Annotated in this window: 16 protein-coding genes; 5 read left to right on the forward strand and 11 right to left on the reverse strand. The window is 53.2% G+C overall.

The genetic code is table 11. From position 1 onward, the window contains the following. The first annotated feature begins 34 nt into the window (after positions 1-34). Complete coding sequence (locus DCX48_08850) at positions 35-391, forward strand: hypothetical protein (protein ID QXE14596.1); 357 nt, start codon at positions 35-37, stop codon at positions 389-391. Between the two features lie 92 nt (positions 392-483). Here the strand turns inward: DCX48_08850 and DCX48_08855 are convergent, their stop codons facing one another. The 5 genes from DCX48_08855 to DCX48_08875 all read right to left on the reverse strand — a co-directional run bounded on the left by DCX48_08855 (position 484) and on the right by DCX48_08875 (position 8,931). After that, on the reverse strand, positions 484-705 hold the full coding sequence (locus tag DCX48_08855) for a cytoplasmic protein (GenBank protein ID QXE14597.1): 222 nt from the start codon (positions 703-705) through the stop codon (positions 484-486). Between the two features lie 98 nt (positions 706-803). Further along, positions 804-2,849: an NAD-dependent DNA ligase LigA gene (gene ligA, locus DCX48_08860; GenBank protein QXE17195.1), complete on the reverse strand. Its 2,046-nt coding sequence runs from the start codon at positions 2,847-2,849 to the stop codon at positions 804-806. Between the two features lie 156 nt (positions 2,850-3,005). Further along, positions 3,006-4,442: a bifunctional D-glycero-beta-D-manno-heptose-7-phosphate kinase/D-glycero-beta-D-manno-heptose 1-phosphate adenylyltransferase HldE gene (hldE, locus tag DCX48_08865; GenBank protein QXE14598.1), complete on the reverse strand. Its 1,437-nt coding sequence runs from the start codon at positions 4,440-4,442 to the stop codon at positions 3,006-3,008. Positions 4,443-4,685: 243 nt separating this feature from the next. Further along, a complete protein-coding gene (gene glnE / locus DCX48_08870) occupies positions 4,686-7,541 on the reverse strand; it encodes a bifunctional [glutamate--ammonia ligase]-adenylyl-L-tyrosine phosphorylase/[glutamate--ammonia-ligase] adenylyltransferase (GenBank protein ID QXE14599.1) in 2,856 nt (951 codons plus the stop codon). Positions 7,542-7,593: 52 nt separating this feature from the next. After that, entirely contained in the window at positions 7,594-8,931 is a 1,338-nt protein-coding gene (locus DCX48_08875) for an inorganic triphosphatase (protein QXE14600.1), read from the reverse strand. Positions 8,932-9,277: 346 nt separating this feature from the next. Here DCX48_08875 and DCX48_08880 point away from each other — a divergent pair, with 346 nt between their 5' ends. Beyond that, positions 9,278-9,898: an SH3 domain-containing protein gene (locus DCX48_08880; GenBank protein ID QXE14601.1), complete on the forward strand. Its 621-nt coding sequence runs from the start codon at positions 9,278-9,280 to the stop codon at positions 9,896-9,898. Positions 9,899-10,006: 108 nt separating this feature from the next. Further along, positions 10,007-11,251 (forward strand): multifunctional CCA addition/repair protein, encoded by a 1,245-nt coding sequence (locus DCX48_08885; protein QXE14602.1) that lies wholly within the window; start codon positions 10,007-10,009, stop codon positions 11,249-11,251. Positions 11,252-11,310: 59 nt separating this feature from the next. Here DCX48_08885 and DCX48_08890 read toward each other — a convergent pair whose 3' ends face one another. Together DCX48_08890 and folB are read right to left on the reverse strand one after the other, a co-directional pair. Beyond that, on the reverse strand, positions 11,311-12,129 hold the full coding sequence (locus DCX48_08890) for an undecaprenyl-diphosphate phosphatase (GenBank protein ID QXE14603.1): 819 nt from the start codon (positions 12,127-12,129) through the stop codon (positions 11,311-11,313). A 307-nt stretch (positions 12,130-12,436) separates the two neighbouring features. Further along, positions 12,437-12,790: a bifunctional dihydroneopterin aldolase/7,8-dihydroneopterin epimerase gene (gene folB / locus DCX48_08895; protein QXE14604.1), complete on the reverse strand. Its 354-nt coding sequence runs from the start codon at positions 12,788-12,790 to the stop codon at positions 12,437-12,439. 107 nt (positions 12,791-12,897) lie between these two features. On the opposite strand from folB, the gene plsY reads away from it, so the two are divergent. Continuing rightward, positions 12,898-13,533, forward strand: coding sequence for a glycerol-3-phosphate 1-O-acyltransferase PlsY (gene plsY / locus DCX48_08900; GenBank protein QXE14605.1), 636 nt, complete (start codon positions 12,898-12,900; stop codon positions 13,531-13,533). A 78-nt stretch (positions 13,534-13,611) separates the two neighbouring features. Here plsY and DCX48_08905 read toward each other — a convergent pair whose 3' ends face one another. Then, positions 13,612-15,198, reverse strand: a complete 1,587-nt coding sequence (locus DCX48_08905; GenBank protein ID QXE14606.1) for a methyl-accepting chemotaxis protein — start codon at positions 15,196-15,198, stop codon at positions 13,612-13,614. A 247-nt stretch (positions 15,199-15,445) separates the two neighbouring features. Between DCX48_08905 and DCX48_08910 the strand changes: the two genes are divergently transcribed. After that, a complete protein-coding gene (locus DCX48_08910) occupies positions 15,446-15,976 on the forward strand; it encodes an inorganic diphosphatase (GenBank protein ID QXE14607.1) in 531 nt (176 codons plus the stop codon). 93 nt (positions 15,977-16,069) lie between these two features. Here DCX48_08910 and DCX48_08915 read toward each other — a convergent pair whose 3' ends face one another. The 3 genes from DCX48_08915 to DCX48_08925 are packed head-to-tail and all read right to left on the reverse strand — an operon-like array spanning position 16,070 to position 22,172. Next, positions 16,070-16,420 (reverse strand): gamma-glutamylcyclotransferase, encoded by a 351-nt coding sequence (locus DCX48_08915; protein QXE14608.1) that lies wholly within the window; start codon positions 16,418-16,420, stop codon positions 16,070-16,072. Positions 16,421-16,422: 2 nt separating this feature from the next. Then, entirely contained in the window at positions 16,423-20,460 is a 4,038-nt protein-coding gene (locus DCX48_08920) for a translocation/assembly module TamB (protein ID QXE14609.1), read from the reverse strand. Continuing rightward, positions 20,457-22,172 carry an outer membrane protein assembly factor gene (locus DCX48_08925; GenBank protein ID QXE17196.1) on the reverse strand — a complete coding sequence of 572 codons (1,716 nt, stop codon included), beginning with the start codon at positions 22,170-22,172 and terminating at the stop codon, positions 20,457-20,459. Before DCX48_08925 ends, DCX48_08920 begins: the two co-directional genes overlap by 4 nt. Positions 22,173-22,343: the final 171 nt, after the last annotated feature.

The raw sequence follows: 22,343 nt of genomic DNA on the forward strand, positions 1-22,343 counted from the left end.
ATTTGGGTATGACGGCATATTTTCAGGAGGGAAAATGTCAAACACAATAAGCAGTACTAGCATATCGACAACAACGGCAAGCAGCAGTAAAAGTAGCAACACGTCAGAGCAGCAGATTGCGCAGTTAACCAAGCAGGTCCAGACGCTCACCAAACAGGTGAGTAAGCTGACCGAATCGGCTTCCAGCGCAGAAAGCGATGAAGAACGTAAACTGATCGAACAGCAGCAGCAGGCAATTCAGGCCCAGATCCAGGCATTACAGGCTCAAATTGCTCGTTTGCAGAGTGAGAAATCAGAGCAACAGTCTGATTCCTCTTCTACGACGCAAAATGCTAAACAAGAAGGCGTTAATCGTCCAACCGCAGACAACAAGATTAATATCTACGTATAGTCTGCGTCAGGGATGGAGTAGTCAGTAAACGCAAAAGGTCGCTTCATTGAAACGACCTTTTTTCATCACGGGTTACGCCGAGAGAGGGATAATCAGGAACGAGGTCGCTTCAGCGGCGTTACCAACCCTTGTAGACCCTCTATCTTGATTGCCAGCGTAATTTGCATCAACTCCCCTAAGCGCCCCTGAGGAAATTCATCCTTACGGGAAAACCACAGCAGGTACTCTTCCGGTAAATCAATCAACACCCGCCCTTTATATTTCCCAAAAGGCATCTGCATCCTGGCAATATCTATCAGGTCTTCTTTTTCCACCCGCTTTCACTCCCAATAGCTTAGTCGTTTCAGGTTCAAGATACACAGAGCGACCACAAGGCGAGGCCCCATTTAGGAACCTCATCCCCGTGTTTCTCCTATAACGTGCTTACGTCACCGTGATTATTCAATAGTCGGATCATTTCCGCCTCATCGATCACTGGGATCCCCAACTCTTGCGCTTTCGCCAGTTTAGAGCCTGCGGCTTCACCAGCGATCACCATATCGGTTTTCTTCGAGACGCTGCCGCTCACTTTTGCCCCTAAGGCCGTTAGTCGATCTTTGGCTTCATCACGGGACAGAATACTCAGCGATCCGGTCAATACTACCGTTTTCCCCGCAAACGGGCTGTCGATCTCTTCAGCATTGACGACCTTAACCTCTGGCCAGTAGATGTTGATACCGGCAGGATCGGTCAGCTCGCGGATCACGGTTTGGTTGTGCTCTTCTTCAAGGAAATGGCGTACATGCGCGGCAACGATTTTACCGACATCCGGCACCTCAAGCAGCGCGTCTTCATCGGCAGCAAAAAGCGTCTCCAGCGAACCAAAATGCGCAGCCAGATTGGCAGCCGTCGATTCGCCAACGTCACGGATCCCCAGCGCATACAGGAAGCGCGCCAGCGTGGTGCTCTTCGCCTTTTCCAGCGCATTGACCAAGTTCATCGCGGACTTCGGCCCCATGCGATCCAAACCCGTCATGATCCCGGCGCTCAGACGAAACAGATCGGCCGGTGTTTTGACGTACTCTTTTTCCACCAGTTGATCGATGATCTTATCGCCCATGCCCTCGACATCCAGCGCACGGCGAGAAACAAAGTGCTTCAGCGCCTCTTTACGCTGGGCACCACAGATCAATCCACCGGTACAACGCGTGACGGCTTCCCCTTCCACACGTTCAACATCAGATCCACACACGGGGCAGGCCGCAGGAAAAACGATCGGTTGCACGGTTTCGGGCCGTTCAGATTCCACGATGCCGACGATCTGCGGGATAACATCCCCCGCTCGGCGCACAATCACGCGATCGCCAATCTGCAAACCTAGCCGCTCAATTTCATCGGCATTATGCAGCGTAGCGTTGCTGACGATCACACCCGCCACGGCGACGGGTTCCAGACGCGCAACGGGCGTAATCGCCCCCGTCCGCCCCACCTGAAACTCGACATCGCGCACCCAGGTCAGCTGTTCCTGCGCGGGGAATTTAAACGCCACCGCCCAGCGAGGCGCACGGGCAACGAACCCTAATCGTTCCTGCAACGCCAGCGAATCAACTTTGACGACGACGCCATCAATATCAAAGCCTAATGAACTACGAGTCTGTTCAACCTGACGATAAAAATCGAGTACCTCAGCCGGACCAGTGCATAACTTGATTCTGTCGCTAACCGGCAATCCCCACGCCTTGAACTGCATCAACCGCTCCCAGTGGCTCGCGGGCAGTTCACCGCCTTCCAACAGGCCGACACCATAGCAGAAGAAGGTCAACGGGCGTTTAGCCGTAATGCGTGGATCGAGCTGGCGCAGCGATCCGGCAGCGGCGTTACGCGGGTTGGCAAAGACTTTGCTCCCTGTACGGCGAGCCTCTTCGTTTAACTTCTCAAAGCCGCCGTGCTTCATAAACACTTCGCCGCGCACTTCAACACGACGCGGAATATTTTCACCCTCAAGACGCAATGGGATCGCCCCAACGGTACGGATGTTACTGGTGATATTTTCCCCAGTCGTTCCATCCCCTCGCGTGGCTGCCTGTACCAGAACACCCTCTTCATACAACAGGCTGACAGCCAAGCCATCCAGTTTCAGTTCACAGCAGAATGTCAGATCGTCACCGTTCTTCAGCCTGTCACCAATTCGCTTGCTGAAGGCCAGATAGCTTTCTTCATCAAACACATTATCCAGCGATAGCATTGGCACTTCATGGCGGACCTGCTCAAATGCGGCCAATGGTGCCGCACCAACGCGCTGTGTAGGAGAATCGCTCGTCACCAGTTCTGGGTGATCGGCTTCTAACGCCTTCAGTTCCTGCATGAGTTTGTCATATTCGCTATCAGGAATTTCGGGCGCATCTTCAACGTGATATTTGTATTCGTGATGGCGTAAGACCCGGCGCAACTCCGCTACCCGCAGTGCGACCGCATTCACTTCGGCTGGTTCTTTCTTCACTGGTTTCATACCTGTTTTATCTGACGTGTCGCCCTGTCGGCGTCATGATTTTTATGATTCTCGCCCGTGATAGGCCTAGGCGAGAATCATTAACTTGCAGCTTGAACGGCATCGACGCCGTCAGTTTTATTTCGTTTAAGATTGAGACGTGCTGGCTTTAATCGTGTTGATAATATTTGTCGTGGAGCAACCGTCCTCAAAATTCAGGACTTTCACTTCACCGCCGTTGGCCCAGACCTCTTCACTACCGGCGATTTCATGTGGCTGGTAGTCTCCGCCTTTCACCAGAATATCCGGCAGGATACTGGCAATCAGACGCTGCGGCGTACCTTCTTCAAATGGCACGACCCAGTCGACAGCTTCCAATGCGCCCAACACGATCATCCGCTGCGGCAGCGGGTTGACAGGCCGAGTCGGCCCCTTCAGGCGTTTAGTTGAAGCATCGCTGTTTACCGCAACGATCAGCCGATCGCCAAGTTTGCGAGCATTTGCCAGATAAGACACATGTCCAGCATGCAGAATATCGAAGCAGCCGTTGGTCATCACAATCTTTTCGCCACGCTGACGCGCCAACTCAACGGCATGTTTCAGCTGTTCTTCGGTCATCACACCAAATCCAGTGTCGGCACGGCCACGGATAGCATTTTCCAACTCAATCGGAGTAACGGTTGAAGTTCCCAGCTTGCCAACGACGACGCCTGCGGCAGCATTCGCCAGGAAACAGGCCTCTTCCAGCGAATTACCCGCCGCCAGCGCAGCAGCCAGCACACCAATCACTGTGTCGCCAGCACCAGTGACGTCATACACTTCCTGCGCCAGCGTCGGCAAATGCAGTGGGGCTTTGCCCGGCTGTAGCAACGTCATCCCTTGCTCGGAACGCGTAATCAGCAACGCAGACAGCTCGTAATCAGCCACCAGTTGCATACCGCGCTCGACCAGTTCTTCTTCCGTTTTACTACGCCCTGCGACTGCTTCAAATTCAGACAGATTCGGCGTCAGCAGCGTCGCACCACGGTAACGGGAAAAATCGGTGCCTTTTGGGTCGATCAGCACCGGAACGCCAGCCGCTTTTGCCGTCTGAATCATGGTTTGCACATGCGCCAAGGCGCCTTTTGCATAGTCAGACAGCACCAGCGCGCCAATTTCTGGCAGCGCCTGTTGGATACGCTCAATGATCGGTTGAGGATCAATCCCCTCAAAGCCCTCTTCGAAATCCAGTCGAATCAGTTGCTGATTGCGCGACAGTACGCGCAGCTTGGTGATCGTCGGGTGCGTAGGAACAGAGACAAAATCACACTTCACATTCACTTCGCCAAGTTTGGCGTTCAGTGCGCGTGCAGCATCATCAACCCCCGTTAACCCGACCAGACGTGATCCCGCCCCTAATGCTGCGATATTCATTGCGACGTTCGCCGCGCCGCCCGGGCGCTCTTCGATCGTATCAACCTTGACCACAGGCACCGGTGCCTCTGGTGAAATTCGGCTGGTTGGCCCATACCAGTAACGATCCAGCATGACATCACCAACCACTAACACACCCGCTTGACGGAAATCAGGCAGCGTCACTTTCATCCTCTACTCCAGGCTTATTTCGCATAATGCGCGTAATAATATCATAGGCACGTATCATACACGCCACTGCTGCGCGGCTCTAAACCGCACGGCACATTTTGACCATATAGATATACCCTAAATAATTCGAGTTGCAGGAAGGCGGCGACGCAGCGAGTCCCCAGGAGCTTACATCAGTAAGTGACTGGGGTGAGCGAGAAAAGCCAACGCACATGCAGCTTGAAGTATGACGGGTGGAGAAACTTACGCACCCATCAGCCACTTATTCCAACTCACCAGCACCTGTTCCCGCTCAGCAACAAACCGATCCTTGCTAACCCGCCCGGACAGTTCCTGCAAAGCCAGATGGTGCAGTTCATTGCGCATCGTGACATAGGCCAGCTTGAGCGCATTGGCTTCGCTCTCTTCCATCACGCCATACTGCGCCATCAGCTCCAGAATACGCACATTGTCTGACCAGTGAGTCAAACGTGGTTCCTGCGCGGCGTAGCGCAGCACCAGATACTGGGTGATAAATTCGATATCCGTAATACCGCCCGCATCAGTTTTGATATCAAAGCGTGATTTATCTTTGTTCGCCAAATGCTGACGCATTTTTTCCCGCATTTCCCGCACTTCAGTTCGCAAGGTATCTGCATCACGCTCTGCACAGAGGATACTGCGGCGGATAGACTCAAATGTCTGCTGCACACCGCTTTCGCCGTACACCATACGCGCGCGCACCAATGCCTGATGCTCCCACGTCCACGCCTCATTGCGCTGATAATCATCAAACGCTTCAACCGTGCTGACCAACATGCCAGCCGCGCCCGATGGCCGTAAACGCGCATCCACTTCATACAGAATGCCTGATGACGTCCGGGTGCTAAACAGATGCATCACACGTTGTGCAAGCCGCAGGTAAAACTGGCGGCCATCAATACTGCGCTCGCCATCCGTCATCACGTCCGATGGACAATCCAGCAAGAACACCAGATCCAGATCGGAGCTATAGCCCAATTCCCATCCCCCGAGCTTGCCATAGGCAATGACGGCAAACCCACGGCCTTCACGATGCTGCAAGTGGGAGGGTTGGCCGTAGCGCTCCACCATCAGCCCCCACGCTTGCTGAACTACTGCCGCGATAATCGCTTCTGCCAAATACGTTAAGTGATCGCTCACTTTCATTACCGGCAGTACGCCACCGATATCTCCTGCGGCGATGCGTAACTGTTGTGACTGCTTAAACTGGCGAACGGCTTCCAGTTGTTGTTCTTCATCATCCTCAGGGACGCGCATCAAATACTGACGTAACTCGTCAGCGTACGCGCCCGGAGCCGTCGGCTGATACAGCGTTGACGCATCAAGCAATTCATCCAACAGAAGGGGATAACGTGCCAATTGGCTGGCAACCATCGGCGAAGCCGCACACAGGCGAATCAGTTGGGCCAGCGCGGCACGAGACTCCAGTAACAGTTCGAGATAGGTGGTTCGAGTGACAATCCCCAGCAGCAGCGGGGTCAAACGAGACAGCACCGTATCGGCCTCCTGACGAGCACAGACCTCCGCCAGCAAACACGGCATGAGCTGATCCAGCACATCTCGCCCGCGTGGCCCTATTGTGCGTTTCGCCACATCATTACGGAATTCCACAATCGTCCGCATCAGCTTCTCACGCACGGTTTCCGTAAGATGCGGCGTCAGCGGAGCCAGGTCACCGTCATCCAGCGTGTCCTGCCATAGGCTGCTGTAGCTGCTATGTTCAGGGATATCATTATTGTCCGGTGCATCATCGCCAATCAGTTCATCAAATACGTGGCGCACCGCCTGCATATGCTGTGACAACATGGATTGCAACGTGTCCCAGCTGTCGAACCCCATTCCCCATGCCAACCGCTGCTGATTCAGTTCATCACTCGGCAGCGTTTGTGTCTGTTCATCGGCAATCGCCTGCAACAGGTTTTCCAAACGGCGCAGAAACAGATAAGAGGTACTGAGATCGAGCACCTGCTGCGGGGTTAATAACCCCAATGCTCCCACATGCTGGAGCGTAGGCAACAGTGAACGTCCCTGTAACCCCGGTTCACGTCCGCCTCGAATCAGTTGGAAAACCTGCGTGATAAATTCGATCTCACGAATCCCACCCGCGCCCAGCTTGATGTTATTGCGCAGATCCCGGCGACGCACTTCACGGGCAATCATGCCCTTCATATTGCGTAAAGACTGGATCACGCTGAAGTCAATATAACGACGAAAGACGAAGGGCTTTAATGTACTGCGCAGTTCCTGACTGTAGGCATCGTCCATTCCGCCCATCAGACGCGCTTTAACCATCGCGTAGCGTTCCCAGTCGCGGCCCTGTTCCTGATAATAATCCTCCATAGCCGCAAAGCTGAGCACCAGTGGGCCGCTGTCGCCAAAGGGACGTAGCCGCATGTCCACACGGTAAACAAAGCCATCGACGGTCGGCTGATCCAGCACCTTAATGAGCCGCTGTCCCAAGCGCGTGAAGAACTGCGCGTTATCCAGCTCACGCCGTCCGCCTTGCGTATGACCATTTTCGGGATAAACGAAGATCAGGTCGATATCTGAAGAGAAGTTGAGCTCTCCCCCCCCCAATTTTCCCATGCCAAGAATCAGCAGAGGCTGAGCAACGCCCTGCGCATTGCAAGGTGTCCCCCACTCGCGACAACAGGCCTGATATAGCCAGCTTCTCGCCGCCACAATTATCACCTCGGCCAGCTCGCTAAGCTGACGCAGCGAGTGTTCCGTCGTACTGGTTTGCAGCGCCTGCGACCACGCAATTCGCGCCAGCATATGGCGGCGAAACCGGCGCAATGCCGCCATCAACGCATTTTCATCGTTAACGTCAACCAGTGCGTTGCTCAACCAATCGGCGTAGTGCTGCCACTCTTCAGGCTGTGGCGGCTGCTGATGAATCCCCTGCCACCAGTCAGGATGCAGCGCAAGCGCATCGCTGACAAAATCACTCAATGCCAGAACAGCCGAGTCGCTGTCTGTTATCGGTTCATCAGGCGCGGCCTCCCGCAAACGCGACAAAGCACGCTGAGATTGTTCCGTCAGAAGCACAGGTAAAGCGGGCAAAGGAAGTATCGACATGGGGGTTCCCTTGATACGCCGCCTATCCTCACTGACAAGCGGCAGTTAACGGTTACTGTGATGGTCCACCGCTATGCAGCCAGAACGGAGGCAGGGTCAACACTTCTTTGCGATAGGCTTCCAGATAAGCAGAAGGAGCCTGATCGACAGCAAGGTGCTCAATTTCCTGTAGCAACGTCTGCCAGTGTTCAACGTAGGCTTCCACTTGATCCGCCGGATAGGCACCGGATAAAAGAAGAAAAGCGTAGAGATTACGTTGCAGACGAGGGATTTGCTGTTCGTATTGCTCTGCCGTCAATTTAGAAGAGAAGGCGCTTTTCAGCTCCGCCGTGCTGCGGCTAAGCATAATGTCGGCAAAGCGTTTGAACGATCCCTGTAGCTTAATGCGATCTTTATTATCCATGTAGTCGCGCCAGCCGGACTCGACCAGCCAGGAAGTCAGTACCAACTTACTTTGCAGGTAGTCGGTGCTGTAACAGATTTCCGACCCGCCGGAGCCTTGTAGCCGATTTTCCAGCGTGGCGAGTGCAGAGCGGAAAAGCGTGGTGACCCTACGCAGCACCACGCCCCCCACCAGCACCAGCATTTCGCGCATCAACGCGCTGGCCTGTGGCAGAGCTTCACGAGCAGAGGAATCCCCTCTTACCCACAGTTCTTCATGGTATTGCCAGTGACTTAAGGCCAATTCCAGCGCCGCGCGGATCGCCTGATCGATATTGGTTTTGGAGTCCACAACCAACCGATTGAGAGGAAGACACTCGCGAACCGGATTGCCTTTAGCCAGATGGTATCCTCGTGCCGCCTTACTGAGGCTGCCCTGGCGCATACCACCAAACTCCGCGATTTCCTTTGCCAAGGCCAGCAGATGAGTGGTCTGCCCCACCTTAAGCTCCATCTCCAGTTCGCACAAAGGTTCACTCAGATCGCCAGCGCGGATTTCGCCGCGATCTAACGCAACCTCAATCACGCTTTGATAGTAAGTAAACACCCACTTTTCACGCGTAAAATCTGTGCTAAACAGCGGGTTAAGCGACGGTTGCAGCGTTTTAACATCGCAATCTTCCGGCCAGATTTCCGCAGGAAACAGGCTAAGATCCAGTTCTGCTGTCTCCAGCGCAACATTATACTCAGGGTGCTGATGCAGCCCGCCAATCACCTTGCCGGCTGTTTTCACCGTCATTTCGTAGCGTTCATTCTCGCCGCGAATACGCAGCCCAATGCCATTACGACGCAGATAATTATCCGCCGTTTCATAATAGATATTGCTCAGACGCTGAGCACGCATGTGCTCATACTGGCTATAATCGCTCTCCCATTCAGCCAGTTGTGTCAGCAGCGATTCAACGCTGTCGGGATGAACAATAAATTTCAGCTCAATTTCTTCACTCATAGCATTCACAATACCAAGACCACGTTCATTATCATGTCAGTAAATAACATTTTACTTCACCTGACTACCCTTACCGTACACACTCTTTTTCAGCTGCGAACAAGCGCGCATTTCTTATGCAAACCTACTTATCAGCAATGCCACTTTCCCGTGCTTAAACAGGCAGCATGCCGTCTTCCAAGAACCTGCCCCAGTAGGCGTTATTCGCGCTGTCCGTGTCCAAAATGGCAAATAAAATAGCCCTAATGGGATAGGTTCTAAGACTGTTCTCATTTCGGTTTATAGATTGCCTCGTCAGACTTAAGCCTCTACTATCAGACCACCATTAACGCAACATGATGATCTTATGCAGAAATTAGGCTTACTCTGTTTTACTTTATTTTCACTCACGCTGAGCTGGACCACACAGGCGGAAGAAAAACGCTACATTTCCGACGAGTTATTGACGTATGTCCACAGTGGGCCAGGCAATCAATATCGTATCGTCGGTACTGTGAACGCTGGCACTGAGGTCACACTACTCAGCGTTAATGAAAGTGCGGGCTATGCACAGATTCGTGACGATAAAAACCGCACCACCTGGATTCCTCTCGACCAGCTTAGCAATACGCCAAGCCTGCGCACACGAGTGCCAGAGTTGGAAAAACAGGTAAAAGACCTGACTGACAAACTGAATAATATCGATCAAACCTGGAACCAGCGTACCGCTGATATGCAGCAGAAAGTCGCTGCCAGTGATAGTGTTATCAACGGGTTACGTCAGGAAAATCAGGATCTAAAAAATCAGCTTATCGTCGCACAGAAGAAAGTTAGTGCGGCGAATGTCCAGCTTGACGATAAGCAGCGCACCATCATTCTACAGTGGTTTATGTATGGCGGCGGTGTTGCTGGCATAGGCTTGCTGCTGGGTCTGCTGTTGCCGCACATCATCCCTCGCAAAAAGAAAAATGACCGCTGGATGAGCTAATCGAAATACGTGCCTGCTTCTTGCAGGCATTTTTCTTTGCGGCCAACGTAGCGGCGCAAAGATGGTAGAATGTTGTGAAGTATTGGTTATTTATTCAGGAGCCCGACGTTGAAGATTTACCTTGTCGGCGGCGCTGTTCGGGACAGCCTGCTGGGTTTGCCCGTCACTGAGAAAGATTGGGTGGTGGTCGGCGCTACGCCAGAGCATCTGCTTGCGCAGGGCTACCAGCAGGTCGGAAAAGATTTTCCCGTCTTCTTACACCCCATCAGCCGCGATGAATACGCCCTCGCGCGTACCGAACGTAAATCCGGTAAAGGCTATACCGGATTTGTCTGTCATGCTGAACCGGATGTTACGTTAGAGCAGGATTTGCTGCGCCGCGATTTGACCATTAATGCCATTGCTCGTACCGAGCGTGGCGATCTGATCGATCCTTATCATGGCCGTCGCGATCTCGACAATCGCGTACTGCGCCACGTCTCGGATGCCTTCAGCGAAGATCCGCTACGGGTTCTGCGTGTCGCCCGTTTTGCCGCGCGTTTTGCTCATCTCGGCTTCCAGATTGCAGAAGAAACCATGGCGCTAATGCAAAAAATGGCGCATGAAGGCGAACTGGCTTACCTGACGCCAGAGCGCGTCTGGAAAGAGACGGAAAAAGCACTCGGCACGTCGTCGCCGGATGTCTATTTTCAGGTGCTGCGTGACTGCGGCGCACTGGCCGTGCTGTTCCCTGAAATCGATAATCTGTATGGCGTACCTGCCCCTGCCAAATGGCACCCGGAAATCGATACGGGCATTCATACCATGATGACGGTAGCAATGGCCGCACGCCTCAGCCCTGACATTGACGTGCGTTTTGCTACGCTGTGCCACGATTTAGGAAAAGGGCTAACGCCACCTGAACTATGGCCGCGTCATCTTGGCCACGGCCCGGCGGGCGTCAAACTGGTTGAAGCACTCTGTCAGCGCCTGCGCGTACCTAATCCGATTCGTGATTTGGCGAAGCTGGTTGCGGAATATCATGACCTGGTTCATACCGTGCAGGTGCTGCAACCCAAAACCCTGCTGAAGTTATTTGATGCGATTGACGTCTGGCGCAAGCCGCAGCGTCTGGAACAGTTAGCGCTGACTAGCGAAGCCGATGCCAGAGGCCGAGCCGGTTTCGAAGAAAACCCTTATCCGCAAGGCAATTACCTGCGTGAAGCCTTCCGCGTCGCCAGTCAGGTAAGCAGTGCAAGCGTCGTCGCCGATGGCTTTAAGAGCATTGATGTGCGCAATGAACTGGCACGCCGCCGTATTCATGCATTAGCAGACTGGAAAGCACAACAGCCTGATGTATCAAGCACGTCCTAAAAAAAGAGGCCACGCTCATGCGTGGCCTCTTCTCTATAATTACAGCTAAACGCTCAGTCTTACATAAATACCATGTAAACAACGCCTGCGACGATAAAACGGTAAATCGCAAAGGGAATAAACGAGATTCGTTTGATGATTTTCAGGAAAGTTTTAATCGCAATCAGCGCCACAACAAACGCCGTCACGAAACCAACGGCAAACATCGGCACATCAGCCAACGACAGGAAATGCCAGCTCTTATACAGATCCAGAACGGTCGCGCCCATCATCATAGGAACCGCCAGGATAAAAGAGAACTCAGAGGCCGCATAGCGGCTGACGCCCATCAACATCCCGCCGGAAATGGTCGCTCCCGAACGTGAAAAGCCGGGCCACAGCGCCAAACACTGAAAACAGCCAATCATAAATGCCTGACGATGCGTAATGTCATCCAGCCCAACGGCGCGCGGCTCTTTTGGCTTAAACCATTCCGCGGCTAGCAGCAGAAAGCCACCGATAACCAGCGAGTACATCACGTTTTGCGGATAAAACAGCGATTTGATGACATCATGAAAAATCAGACCGAGCACGACCGCAGGGATCATCGCCAACAGGATGTGCGTCAGCTTCAGACGCCCAGAGGTTTTCCCCTCATGCGGCACCTTGCCGAAGTGAATCCCAATCAGGCCAAAAAGGCGACGCCAGAACATGACGACAACCGCCAGAATCGATCCAAGCTGGATGATAACTTCAAACGTCTTGGCTTTCTCATCAACAAACCCTAACCAATGACCAACAATAATCATATGCCCCGTAGACGATACGGGCAGAAACTCGGTCAGCCCTTCGACCACGCCAAGAATAAATGCGATTAGCAACGAATGCAGGTCAGTCATCTAAAAATCCTTGCCTCTAATAAAAACGAAAATGCAGCCCATAAAAAAGCGGCCACGCACTTCAGCGAGCCGCTACACACCCTAAATAATTCGAATTGCATGCAGGCGGCAAGAGAAAAACCCCGATGAGCTTACTCAAGTAAGTGATTCGGGTGAGCGACCCCAACGGGGCGAGGTCCACGTAAGTGGGCCGAGTAGCGCGCCAACATACATGCAGCTTGAAGTATGACGGGTATAACTGGCTTATAGACTATTCAGGTTACGATTTAGTTGCACGTAAACCCGTATTTATTCTGTTAAATCAGATTTATCGCGCACCGCGCTCAATAATGACCCCAACCTGACGCGCCTGCGCGACTGCGCCCGGCTTGCTAAGCTTGATGCGCAGCCAGGGAATCGAGAAGCGTTGCATCAGCATGTGTGCAACTTCTTCAGCAACACGCTCCACCAGAGCAAAGCGTTGGTTTGCCACATGGGCAATCACCGCGTCACTGACATCAGCATAGCTCAGGCAATCATTCACATCGTCACTGGCCGCAGCCTGACGGTTATCCCAGCCCATTTCGATATCGAACACCAGTTTCTGCTGGATGGTCTGTTCCCAATCGTAAACACCAATCGTAGTGATTACGGTAAGTTCTTCAATAAATACGATATCCATCACGCCGTTCTCTGTTTTTGTCGCTGTCGGATACCACTTCCGACGGAATATGCGTATTATCCACAGATGAGAAGAGTAAAACGACCCTTATTAAACGGAATGGCGTTATGAGTGTTACCGCGCTTGGTATGATGTTAATCGCGTATCTGTGTGGCTCTGTTTCCAGTGCGATTTTGTTCTGCAAAATTACTGGGCTGCCCGATCCGCGTCTGCATGGTTCTGGGAATCCTGGAGCCACGAACGTATTGCGTATTGGCGGCAAGGCTGCCGCTGCAACCGTATTGGTCTTTGATGTCCTGAAAGGCATGCTGCCTGTCTGGGGCGCTTATGCATTAGGCGTTACCCCGTTGTATCTCGGGTTAACCGCCATCGCCGCCTGCCTCGGCCATATTTATCCGGTCTTTTTCCACTTTCGCGGTGGTAAAGGCGTGGCAACCGCTCTTGGCGCCATCGCCCCAATCGGCTTGGATCTGACGGGTCTGATGACCGGCACCTGGCTACTAACCGTACTGTTAAGCGGCTATTCCTCGCTCGGTGCCATTGTCAGTGCGCTTATCGCACCGTTTTATGTCTGGTGGTTCAAGCCACAATTTACCTTCCCCGTCGCGATGCTCTCTTGCCTGATACTGATGCGTCACCACGACAATATCCAACGCCTATGGCGCGGACAGGAAAGTAAAATCTGGGATAAGCTGCGCAAGAAGAAGCAACCGGAAGACGAGGATACGTCCCCCGAAGAGTGAAGAGTAAGGCAAAAAAATTCCCGTTTTCACGGGAATTTTTTATGAGGGACTCCCCTAAATAATTCGAATTGCAGGCATTTAGAATCGGCCGATAGCGGCAAACTCCTGCGACTGCACTTTAAACTGTGCCATGCTTTCAGCTAACAGACGCGCCTGATCTTCCAGTGAGCGTGTAGCGGCCGCGGATTCTTCGACCAGAGACGCATTTTGCTGTGCAACTTCATCCATCTGCGATACCGCCAGATTCACCTGTCCAATGCCATTGCTCTGCTCACGCGTTGCCGTTGAGATTTCACGCATTAGCGACGTCACTCGTGCCACCGCGTCAGAAACGTCGTCCATTGTTTCACCTGCCATTTTTGCCATAACGGTGCCTTCACTGACGCGGCTCTGGGATTCCTCCATCAGCGTTTTGATCTCTTTCGCCGATTGCGCACTGCGCTGCGCCAGATTACGGACTTCCCCCGCAACGACCGCAAAGCCACGTCCCTGCTCACCCGCCCGCGCGGCTTCAACTGCCGCATTTAGCGCCAGAATATTGGTTTGGAACGCAATGCCGTCAATCACTGCCAGAATATCGCCAATACGTGCGGAGCTGCTGGAGATCATCTGCATTTTCTCAATCATGCCCCCCACCGTCTCGCTGCCTTTAGTGGCAATGTCAGACACGTTTTGCGCCAGCGTATGAGCTTGTTCCGCACTCTCAGCGTTTAGCGTTACCGTGGCGGTCAACTGCTCCATACTGGCTGCGGTTTCTTCCAGCGATGATGCCGACTCTTCCGTACGAGCAGCCAGATGGGTATTACCGGATGATAGCTCGCGAGTACCAACGTCAATCTGCATCCCCGCATCGCGGACGCGGCCAACGGCGGTTGCCAGCGAATGCTGCATTGCCTTCATCGCCTGAATCAGGCGGCCAATTTCATTATTGCCACCATCGGCAATACGCTGGGTCAGGTCACCGTGGGCAATAAACTCCAACTGGACGACGGTATCTTCAAGCGGAGACAAAATGGAACGCTTCAGTGCAATCCATGCAGCTAATACCAGCAGCAGAACAAATACGCAGGCAATACCGATGATCACCAGACGGTCAAACGCAAAGCTTTCTGCTTCTGTGAGCATGTTTTCCCCAACTTCCAGCCCAAAGTCGCGGAATTCATTCGCTACTTTATCCATCTTAACGCTAAGCGGTGGTAGCACGTCTTGCAGTAACACGTAATAAGCAGCAACGTCACCACGTTTCAGCGCATCGACCATTGGCTGAACGCCAAGGTTCATGTATTGCTCGTAGTTGCTTTTGACCTCTGCCGCCATTTTGGCGCCGCGTTCCGTTACGGTTCCATAGGAAAGAAAACGCGTCATTTCTTTGTGGGAGAGCGCCGTATAGGCTTCCGCTCGCACTACCGACGCATTTGCGAGATCGGTCAGCCCGTTTTCCATCTGACGAGCAGCCAAAGCCGCCCCTGTTCTTGCACGCAGCGAGGCGGTATAGCTCCCAGCCAGCGCAGTAACCTCTTTGCCCTGAATCTTGTCGATTGTTGTAAGCGAAGTGATTCCCTGATTAATGGAAGTGATGCCAATTCCGCAGACCAGCAATAAGAGCAGTACCATCGTTCCTAACAAAGCAATCAAGCTCGTCTTGATTGTGATGTTTCTTAACATTTTTGTTTCCCTGGAATTACAACTAGTAAATAAATGCGGAGAAATGCTCCACATAACGTGATCTCGATCATGTTTCTATCGGTAGCAAGCCTGCTTTCTTTAAAGAAACTTTAGTAACGAAAGTATTTTTACTTAAACTGCTCACGCTAACGTATGGCGCCTCGGTGCGCTAAAAGTCAGGGACATTAAACGCTTTTTGGCTATAATGACGGCCACGCTATTCAGGTTTTAAGAGAAGGAAACTGACATGAGTCTGAACGATGTTCCAGCAGGTAAAGATCTGCCAGAAGATATCTATGTAGTGATTGAAATCCCCGCGAATGCCGATCCAATCAAATATGAAATTGATAAAGATACCGGTGCGCTGTTTGTAGACCGTTTCATGTCTACAGCCATGTTCTACCCATGCAACTACGGCTACATCAACCACACGCTGTCTCTGGATGGCGACCCAGTTGACGTGCTGGTACCGACCCCGTATCCGTTGCAGCCGGGCTCAGTGATCCGCTGCCGTCCTGTTGGCGTGCTGAAAATGAGCGACGAAGCGGGCGAAGATGCCAAGCTGGTTGCCGTTCCGCATAGCAAGCTGACTAAAGAATACGATCATATTAAAGACGTTAACGACCTGTCCGAACTGCTGCGTGCACAAATTAGCCACTTCTTTGAACACTACAAAGATCTGGAAAAAGGCAAGTGGGTGAAAGTTGAAGGTTGGGATAACGCTGAAGCGGCAAAAGCCGAAATCATTGCTTCCTTCGAGCGCGCGAAAAACAAATAAGCGCTACGCGATCAAAGACACCGCACGATCAAAAACACCGCTTTACGCGGTGTTTTTATTTATGGAGATAATGACTTGATTGGTTACTCGACTTCAAGCCTCTTCTTCATTGCGCTTCAGCCAGTCGCCGCTGGCAATACGCATTAGCCCTACAACAGGGTGTTTGTACAGATAAATCCAGGCATTGCCCAGAGGGGTGGGAATCAACTCACGCTGGTATTCGTGACCGTCCCGTTTTAACGCATCCAGTTCCGTCAGAATCGACGAACTAATGCGATAGACCTCGCAACGGATCTCTCCATCGCCAGGTACGACTGCCGGATAATGGCCGAGATCGTACAGCTCGAAACCAGCGAGCAGACAATCCCCTAACCATTGCGCATTCGTCATCCAATGACTATTTCCCTGTTTGCGTCGTAAACTGCCGTAAACAATAATTCGCATCGCTAGAACTCAAACTGATAGAGCACATCTAATGCCTGACTAATTCCAGACACCGCTTCCAAGTATAGCTTTGGCATCAGGCGGTAACGCAGCGTTAACGTTGCCAAAGAATCGAATATGCCAACTCCATATTTCACTTGCAGACCCGGAAGGACGTAACCGCTGACGACAACCTGAGAATTATCGCCAACACCCTGTGTATCCAGAGCTAAATTACTTACGCCAAAGGCCTCGCCGATTTTACCCACAACTTGACCACTTTGTGCAACCCCTAAACCTACTAACATTGAGGTCATCGCCGAGCTATCTGCTCCGCCGCTGTCCAAACCCTGTCCACGCAGCAGATAAGAGAGCGCTTCCTGCTGCGACATCGCCGGATCGGAGAAGACTTCCAGCTTCGGTGTAGCAGCCATGCCAGTGACGCGCACGCCTGCGGTAACGTCGTCAGCAGTGTTGTCTGGATTACGCACGGCTTCGATATTCAGGATCGGCTGGTCGGGCGGGCCAGAGAACAAAATCAGTCCTTTACGGACGATCAAATCTTGTCCATAGGCTTTAAAGCGGCCGGACGGAATATCGATCTGGCCGTTTAGCCCTAGTCCGCGCTCGTCCTGAACCATCTTCAGGTCACCCTGTAGACGGGCGGCAAGCCCAAATGCATCTAGCTGTACATCATTACCAACGCGGATCGTGAGGTTGCTATTAATAGGAATCGCAGCGCTGGCTTTTTTCAGCGGCTGGCGCTGAGCATCGAGCATCACTTCATCCGACGACACCGCCACCGCGCTTTCCGGCATATCTTTAACCACGATACGCGCCCACGGAATACTGACCGATCCGTTTAACGCAAACAGCTGCGGCGTGGCCTCGAAAACAATATCTGGCGAAACATCCAGCCTCGCCATAGGCGGAATCGTCACCCGCAACTTCTGGCCTTTCGCGGCAATTCGCGCACGCCAGGCATCAGGCTGCGACCAGTCCGCGTTCCCACCAAGATTTAACTGTCCATTATCCGTTTTCAGGAAACCTTGCAGCGTTGACGACATCCCACTGAAGTTCACCGCCAGTCGCCCATTGGTCAGGTCAATCGGCATCCAGTTGCCATCAATATCCAACCGTTCCAGCACCATCTGGCCGAATAACTGCGGGCGAGCGACATCTCCCGCGAGACGCAGGTTCGCATTCAGTATCCCCGCCGCTTTTTCTCCTTTGCTCAATGCAGGGTTGAGCAACGCCAACGAAATATTATTGATCGTGACGCTGCCGCCGAGATTGCGCCGACCCTGTGGATCGGTCACTTGAATATCACCGCTGAAGCGCCCGTTTTCGCGAATCGCCATCAGCCAGCCAAGCTGCGCCCGCCCGCGATCGAGCCCGGCATTCAACGTAAAAGTATCGAAATCAATCGGCAACGTATTGCCCTGCATCTGTTGGCGAACGCTGATGCCGTTCCCTACCAGCGATACTTTCGCCTGCGGTAAGCCTTGTCCCGCCTGCCAGCTGATATCGGCACCGCCCGTGAACGTCCCAGCCAGCACCGTATCCTCCGTCAGGAACGGTTTTAACATGGCAAGATCGAAACGGTTCAGTCGAACGCTTGCCTGTCCGCTCGGCCCCGCTTCAATCGCTTTTGGTACACAAAGTTCTGCGTTCGGATTACGCCAGCAGTGCGTGCCAATTGTGATCTTCTGCTGCGTATTCAGGTAATCCAGCGCCATATCCTGTGTCAGACGCCATTCCCCCACAGGGGTGTCGAAACGGGTATTGCTCAACGTGCCACGCCAGCGTTGTTCCTGACGATCGAAGCTGCCTGAAAGCGCTAATTGCCCCGCGACCGGCTCACCCTGCATATTCAATCGGAGCTGGTGCTGTTTCTCGTTGCCGCTGGCATCCAGCGTTAACAGACTAATATTCAGGCCATCTTGCTTCAGATCTTCAAGACGCACCGCGAGCTTGCCCTGAATCTGCTGCTCAGAACGTACATCGCCTTCCACCCTCACCTGGCTAATCGTGATAGCTTGCCAGCGCAGCCCAGAAGCCGTGATATCCGCTAACATCTGCGGTTCACGCAGATTGCCGCGTAGTTTGAGCGTACCGATGGCGCGCCCCGCGAGGCCGGGCAACATACCATCCAGCGACGGCGCATTGATGTCCGCATCCAACTGCCACTTGTCGCTCAGGTCGCCCTTAACGTTCAGTTGGTTACGGCCTAACGCCAGATTCAGCCCAGGTATTGTCCACTGGCCCGCGGCGTTACCGCGTAGTTCACCTCTGGCCGTGAGCTTGTTCGCTTTCACGTTACCGTCCAGCCGCAATTCAGGCACCTGCAACTGCCAGCTACCGCCATAGACGCTGCCGCGAGTCGTTATTTTCCCGTCTATTTTCGCGGGCCATTCGGGCCACTGTTTCGCGGTGTTAATCCCGTTCAGCAGGAGTTCACTGCGCCAGCTTATCGCTTTACTCCAGTCGATAAGCGCACTCAGATCGGCATTGCCCTGCAACGCTGCCAGCCGCAGACGGCTCAGCGTAAACTGCTGCTCGTTGCCTTTGCCATCCAGCAACAGCGTCGCGGGGGGAATGTCCGCTCCGCTGAGGTCGCCGCGCAGCGACAGCGCGTAGTCGGTCGCTTTGCCGTTAAAACGCAGCCTGACGTTGCTAGCCTGATACTGTGTTGCCCCCGTCAGCGGCCAGCGCACACGCTCGGTTTGCAGCGTCAACGCCAGCGGCAGCCCGGCTTCCGCCAGTTTAGTTTGTAGGTCTACCTGTGCACGCTGCGGCCCCGAGAGATTCAATGCCACATTCAGCTGTTCGCGCAGGCCGCCGTCGACCGTCAGTTTCAGCTTTTCGCCCTTGAGCGGATCGACGTTCAACACGCCGTTCGCCGTTAGCGAAACGGGCCAGTTATCACTGAGCGTCGCCTCACCGCGCACATTCAATCCGCCCTGCGGCGATTGCACGATCAATTTGTCCAGACGCAAATGCTGCTGTTGGGTCGACGCCTGCACGAACAGGTTATTAATCAAAATGTCCTGATCGCCCGTCAGCCGCAGCTGTTCGCCATGAATCTCGACAATGTTCAGATCCAGTGGCAGCGTGAACTGCGGTAGATCCGGCAGCAGCGGTTTGGAGAACAGTGCGCTCAGGCGTTCACCCAGTGGCTGTTCAGGCACTGCTGGCTTGTCAGATGCGCTATCTGTTTTGGGTGTCGATGCTGTCAGTATCGGTGTCGTGGTGGTGGCTGCCGCGACCGTGTTATTTGCCTCTAGCACTTTATCGATTTGAAGCGTTTGCGAGGAGCCTTGCTCAACCGCCTCGCGTACGTTCGCCGCTGTTTCTTTGATGACGGATGCCATTTCAGCCGCCGTCACTTTGCCATCTTCCAACACATCGACAGGTGTTTTCGGCAAAGCCACCAGCAGCGCACTAATTTTGGTCGGCAACAGCGTCAGCGCACGTCCTTCCCACTGCATTCCCGTACGGAATTCGCCCAGCGAAATCGCTGTATCATCGACGGTAACCTGAACGCTATTGAGTACCAACTGACGCAGAGAAATAGGGAAAGGTGCTGAGATTTCCGTGACTGGCGTCGAAGGAGGCGGTGATTCTTCTGCCGCTGGCAAGGCTTTGGTATCCACGACGACATCCACGCGGTTCGCCGAGAGATCATTGATGCACAACTGGCTTTTGCGTAAACACCCTAACGCCAGCGACAGATGAAATTCATCAACCTTTACCGTCACGCCCGGCATCTCGTAGCTGACATTTTTCAGCGTTAAATCACGCCAGCCACCGCTCACGCTGGCAATATCGAGTCCCGGCACCACGCGCGCGGCGGTATTCAGCAATAGATGCAGGCCCGGCGTAGTTCCCACCAGCAGCCCTAGCCCGACAATGAGCAGTAATAAGAAGGCGACGATCCCGATACCTATCTTTTTCCACCAGCGTCCTTTCCGCGCTGGCGTCGTCGGCGCGCTATCAGGCATGACGTTTTCTTCTGTCACCGGATCCTGTGCTTTTTTTTCGTTTTTATCATCCATCATAATTCAGGCCCCAGTGCGATATAGAACTGAACATCGTTCTTCTTCTCTGCATCGCCGATCGGCATGGCAACATCGAGTTTCACTGGGCCAATCGGCGAGGCCCAGCGCACACCGACACCCGTGCCAGTCTTGAAGTTACTCCGTTTGATGTCATTCACCGCTTCACCTGAATCAACAAAAACCGCGCTCCACCATTTTCCCGTCACGTTGTATTGGTACTCGAGCGAGCCAGTCGCCAGCTTGGACGCACCGGTCAGTTTGCCGTCGCTGTCACGCGGCGAAATAGATTTGTATTTATACCCACGAATGCTGCGATCGCCACCGGCAAAGAAACGCAGTGAGGGAGGAACGCGGGAGAAATTATTGGTCTCAATCCAGCCCAGATTGCCGCGCGCGACAAAACGGTGTTTATCCGCCAGCGTACGAATCCAGACGTTCTGCGCCTGAACCACGGCAAAATCGATATCCGATCCCCAGGTAGTGTCGGAAATATCGATAGAATAACGCTGCGTATCACCCCATACCGGCATCAGCCCGCCGCGTTGACGAGTTCGGTTAATGCTCACGCCCGGATAGATCAGCATCGTGGTATCCGTCACGCTCGCCTGCGTAAAGTGATCGAGGCTCCAGCGCAGGTTGATCGCCCGTTGCCAGCCGCTGGAAAGATCCCAGTAGCGTGCAACATTCACCGTGGTGCCATCGGATTTGGTATCGTTGAGATCTTCGCGTTTAAAACCGCCTTGCAACAGGTAATACTGCTCAAGCGGGTTCTTCAACAAGGGAATTTTGTAGCTAAAATCGAGTGATTGCTCCGGCGCAGACACGCTCAGGCTGCTTTCCAGACTGTGGCCCCGAGAATTCACCCAAGGTTTATTCCAGGTCGTTTTAAAACGAGGGCCAACATCAGTGGCATAACCCACCCCAGTTTCGATGCGGTTGCGGGTTCGCGGCGTCACCACAGCGTCAAGCGGCAGAACCTTGGTGCTTTTTGACTGTTCGAAATTGGGCGATACCACGACGGAATTAAACCATCCCGACGCAGAGAGGCGACGGTTTAACTCACCGAGATCCTCACTGGTGTAAACATCGCCTTCATGAAACGGTACCAGATTTTGCAGATAATCATCGCGGATTTGTGCGCCCTGAAAATTCACAGCGCCAAAACGATAGCGTTCCCCACTATCAAAATCGATGTCCCAAAATGCTTCTCTCTCTTCGCGCATCACGCCGAGCTGGCTTTGCTGGAAGCGTGCATCAAAATAGCCTTTGCGTAATGACAAGCCGTTCAACCCGCTTTTAAAGCGATCGTAATCACTGTGATTCAACACAGAACCAATTTCAGGACGATCGTCTTTAACCAGCTGCTGATAGTCTTTATCGTCATGCGCACCGCCACGCAAGGTGATGTTCACACCAGCAATTTTTACCGGTTCGCCGGGCGTAACAGTCGCAATCAATACAGGTCGCCCACCATTAACGGCAGGTCGAAATTCAAAACCAATCTGTGGATCGTAATAGCCGAGCGCACGCAACCCCTGACGGATCGCCTCATCAACGCGTGACCGAAAACGTCCGTCAGCATTAACCTCATCGACCGCAATGGTAGATAAACCTGCCCGCACATTTTTTTGTAGCTGCCCTTCCAGCCCCATGACTTGCAGACGCACACTCGCCGCCTGGCTATCTGGCGCCAACATGAGCAGCGCGCACATCAGGCCAAGAATCCGGTATCGTGGTGCACCGCAGCCAGCAAGGACGTTCTTTTGTTCTGCTACGCCTTTTTGCCCGGTAACACTTTTTTTTCCAATGAAACGGTTCTTTGAAGTGAAACGTCTTTTTGCAATGAAAATAGTCACTGAGCTCCCTGATAAATCGGTCTGTCG

The organism is Pectobacterium atrosepticum (assembly GCA_019056595.1).
GTDB lineage: Bacteria > Pseudomonadota > Gammaproteobacteria > Enterobacterales > Enterobacteriaceae > Pectobacterium > Pectobacterium atrosepticum.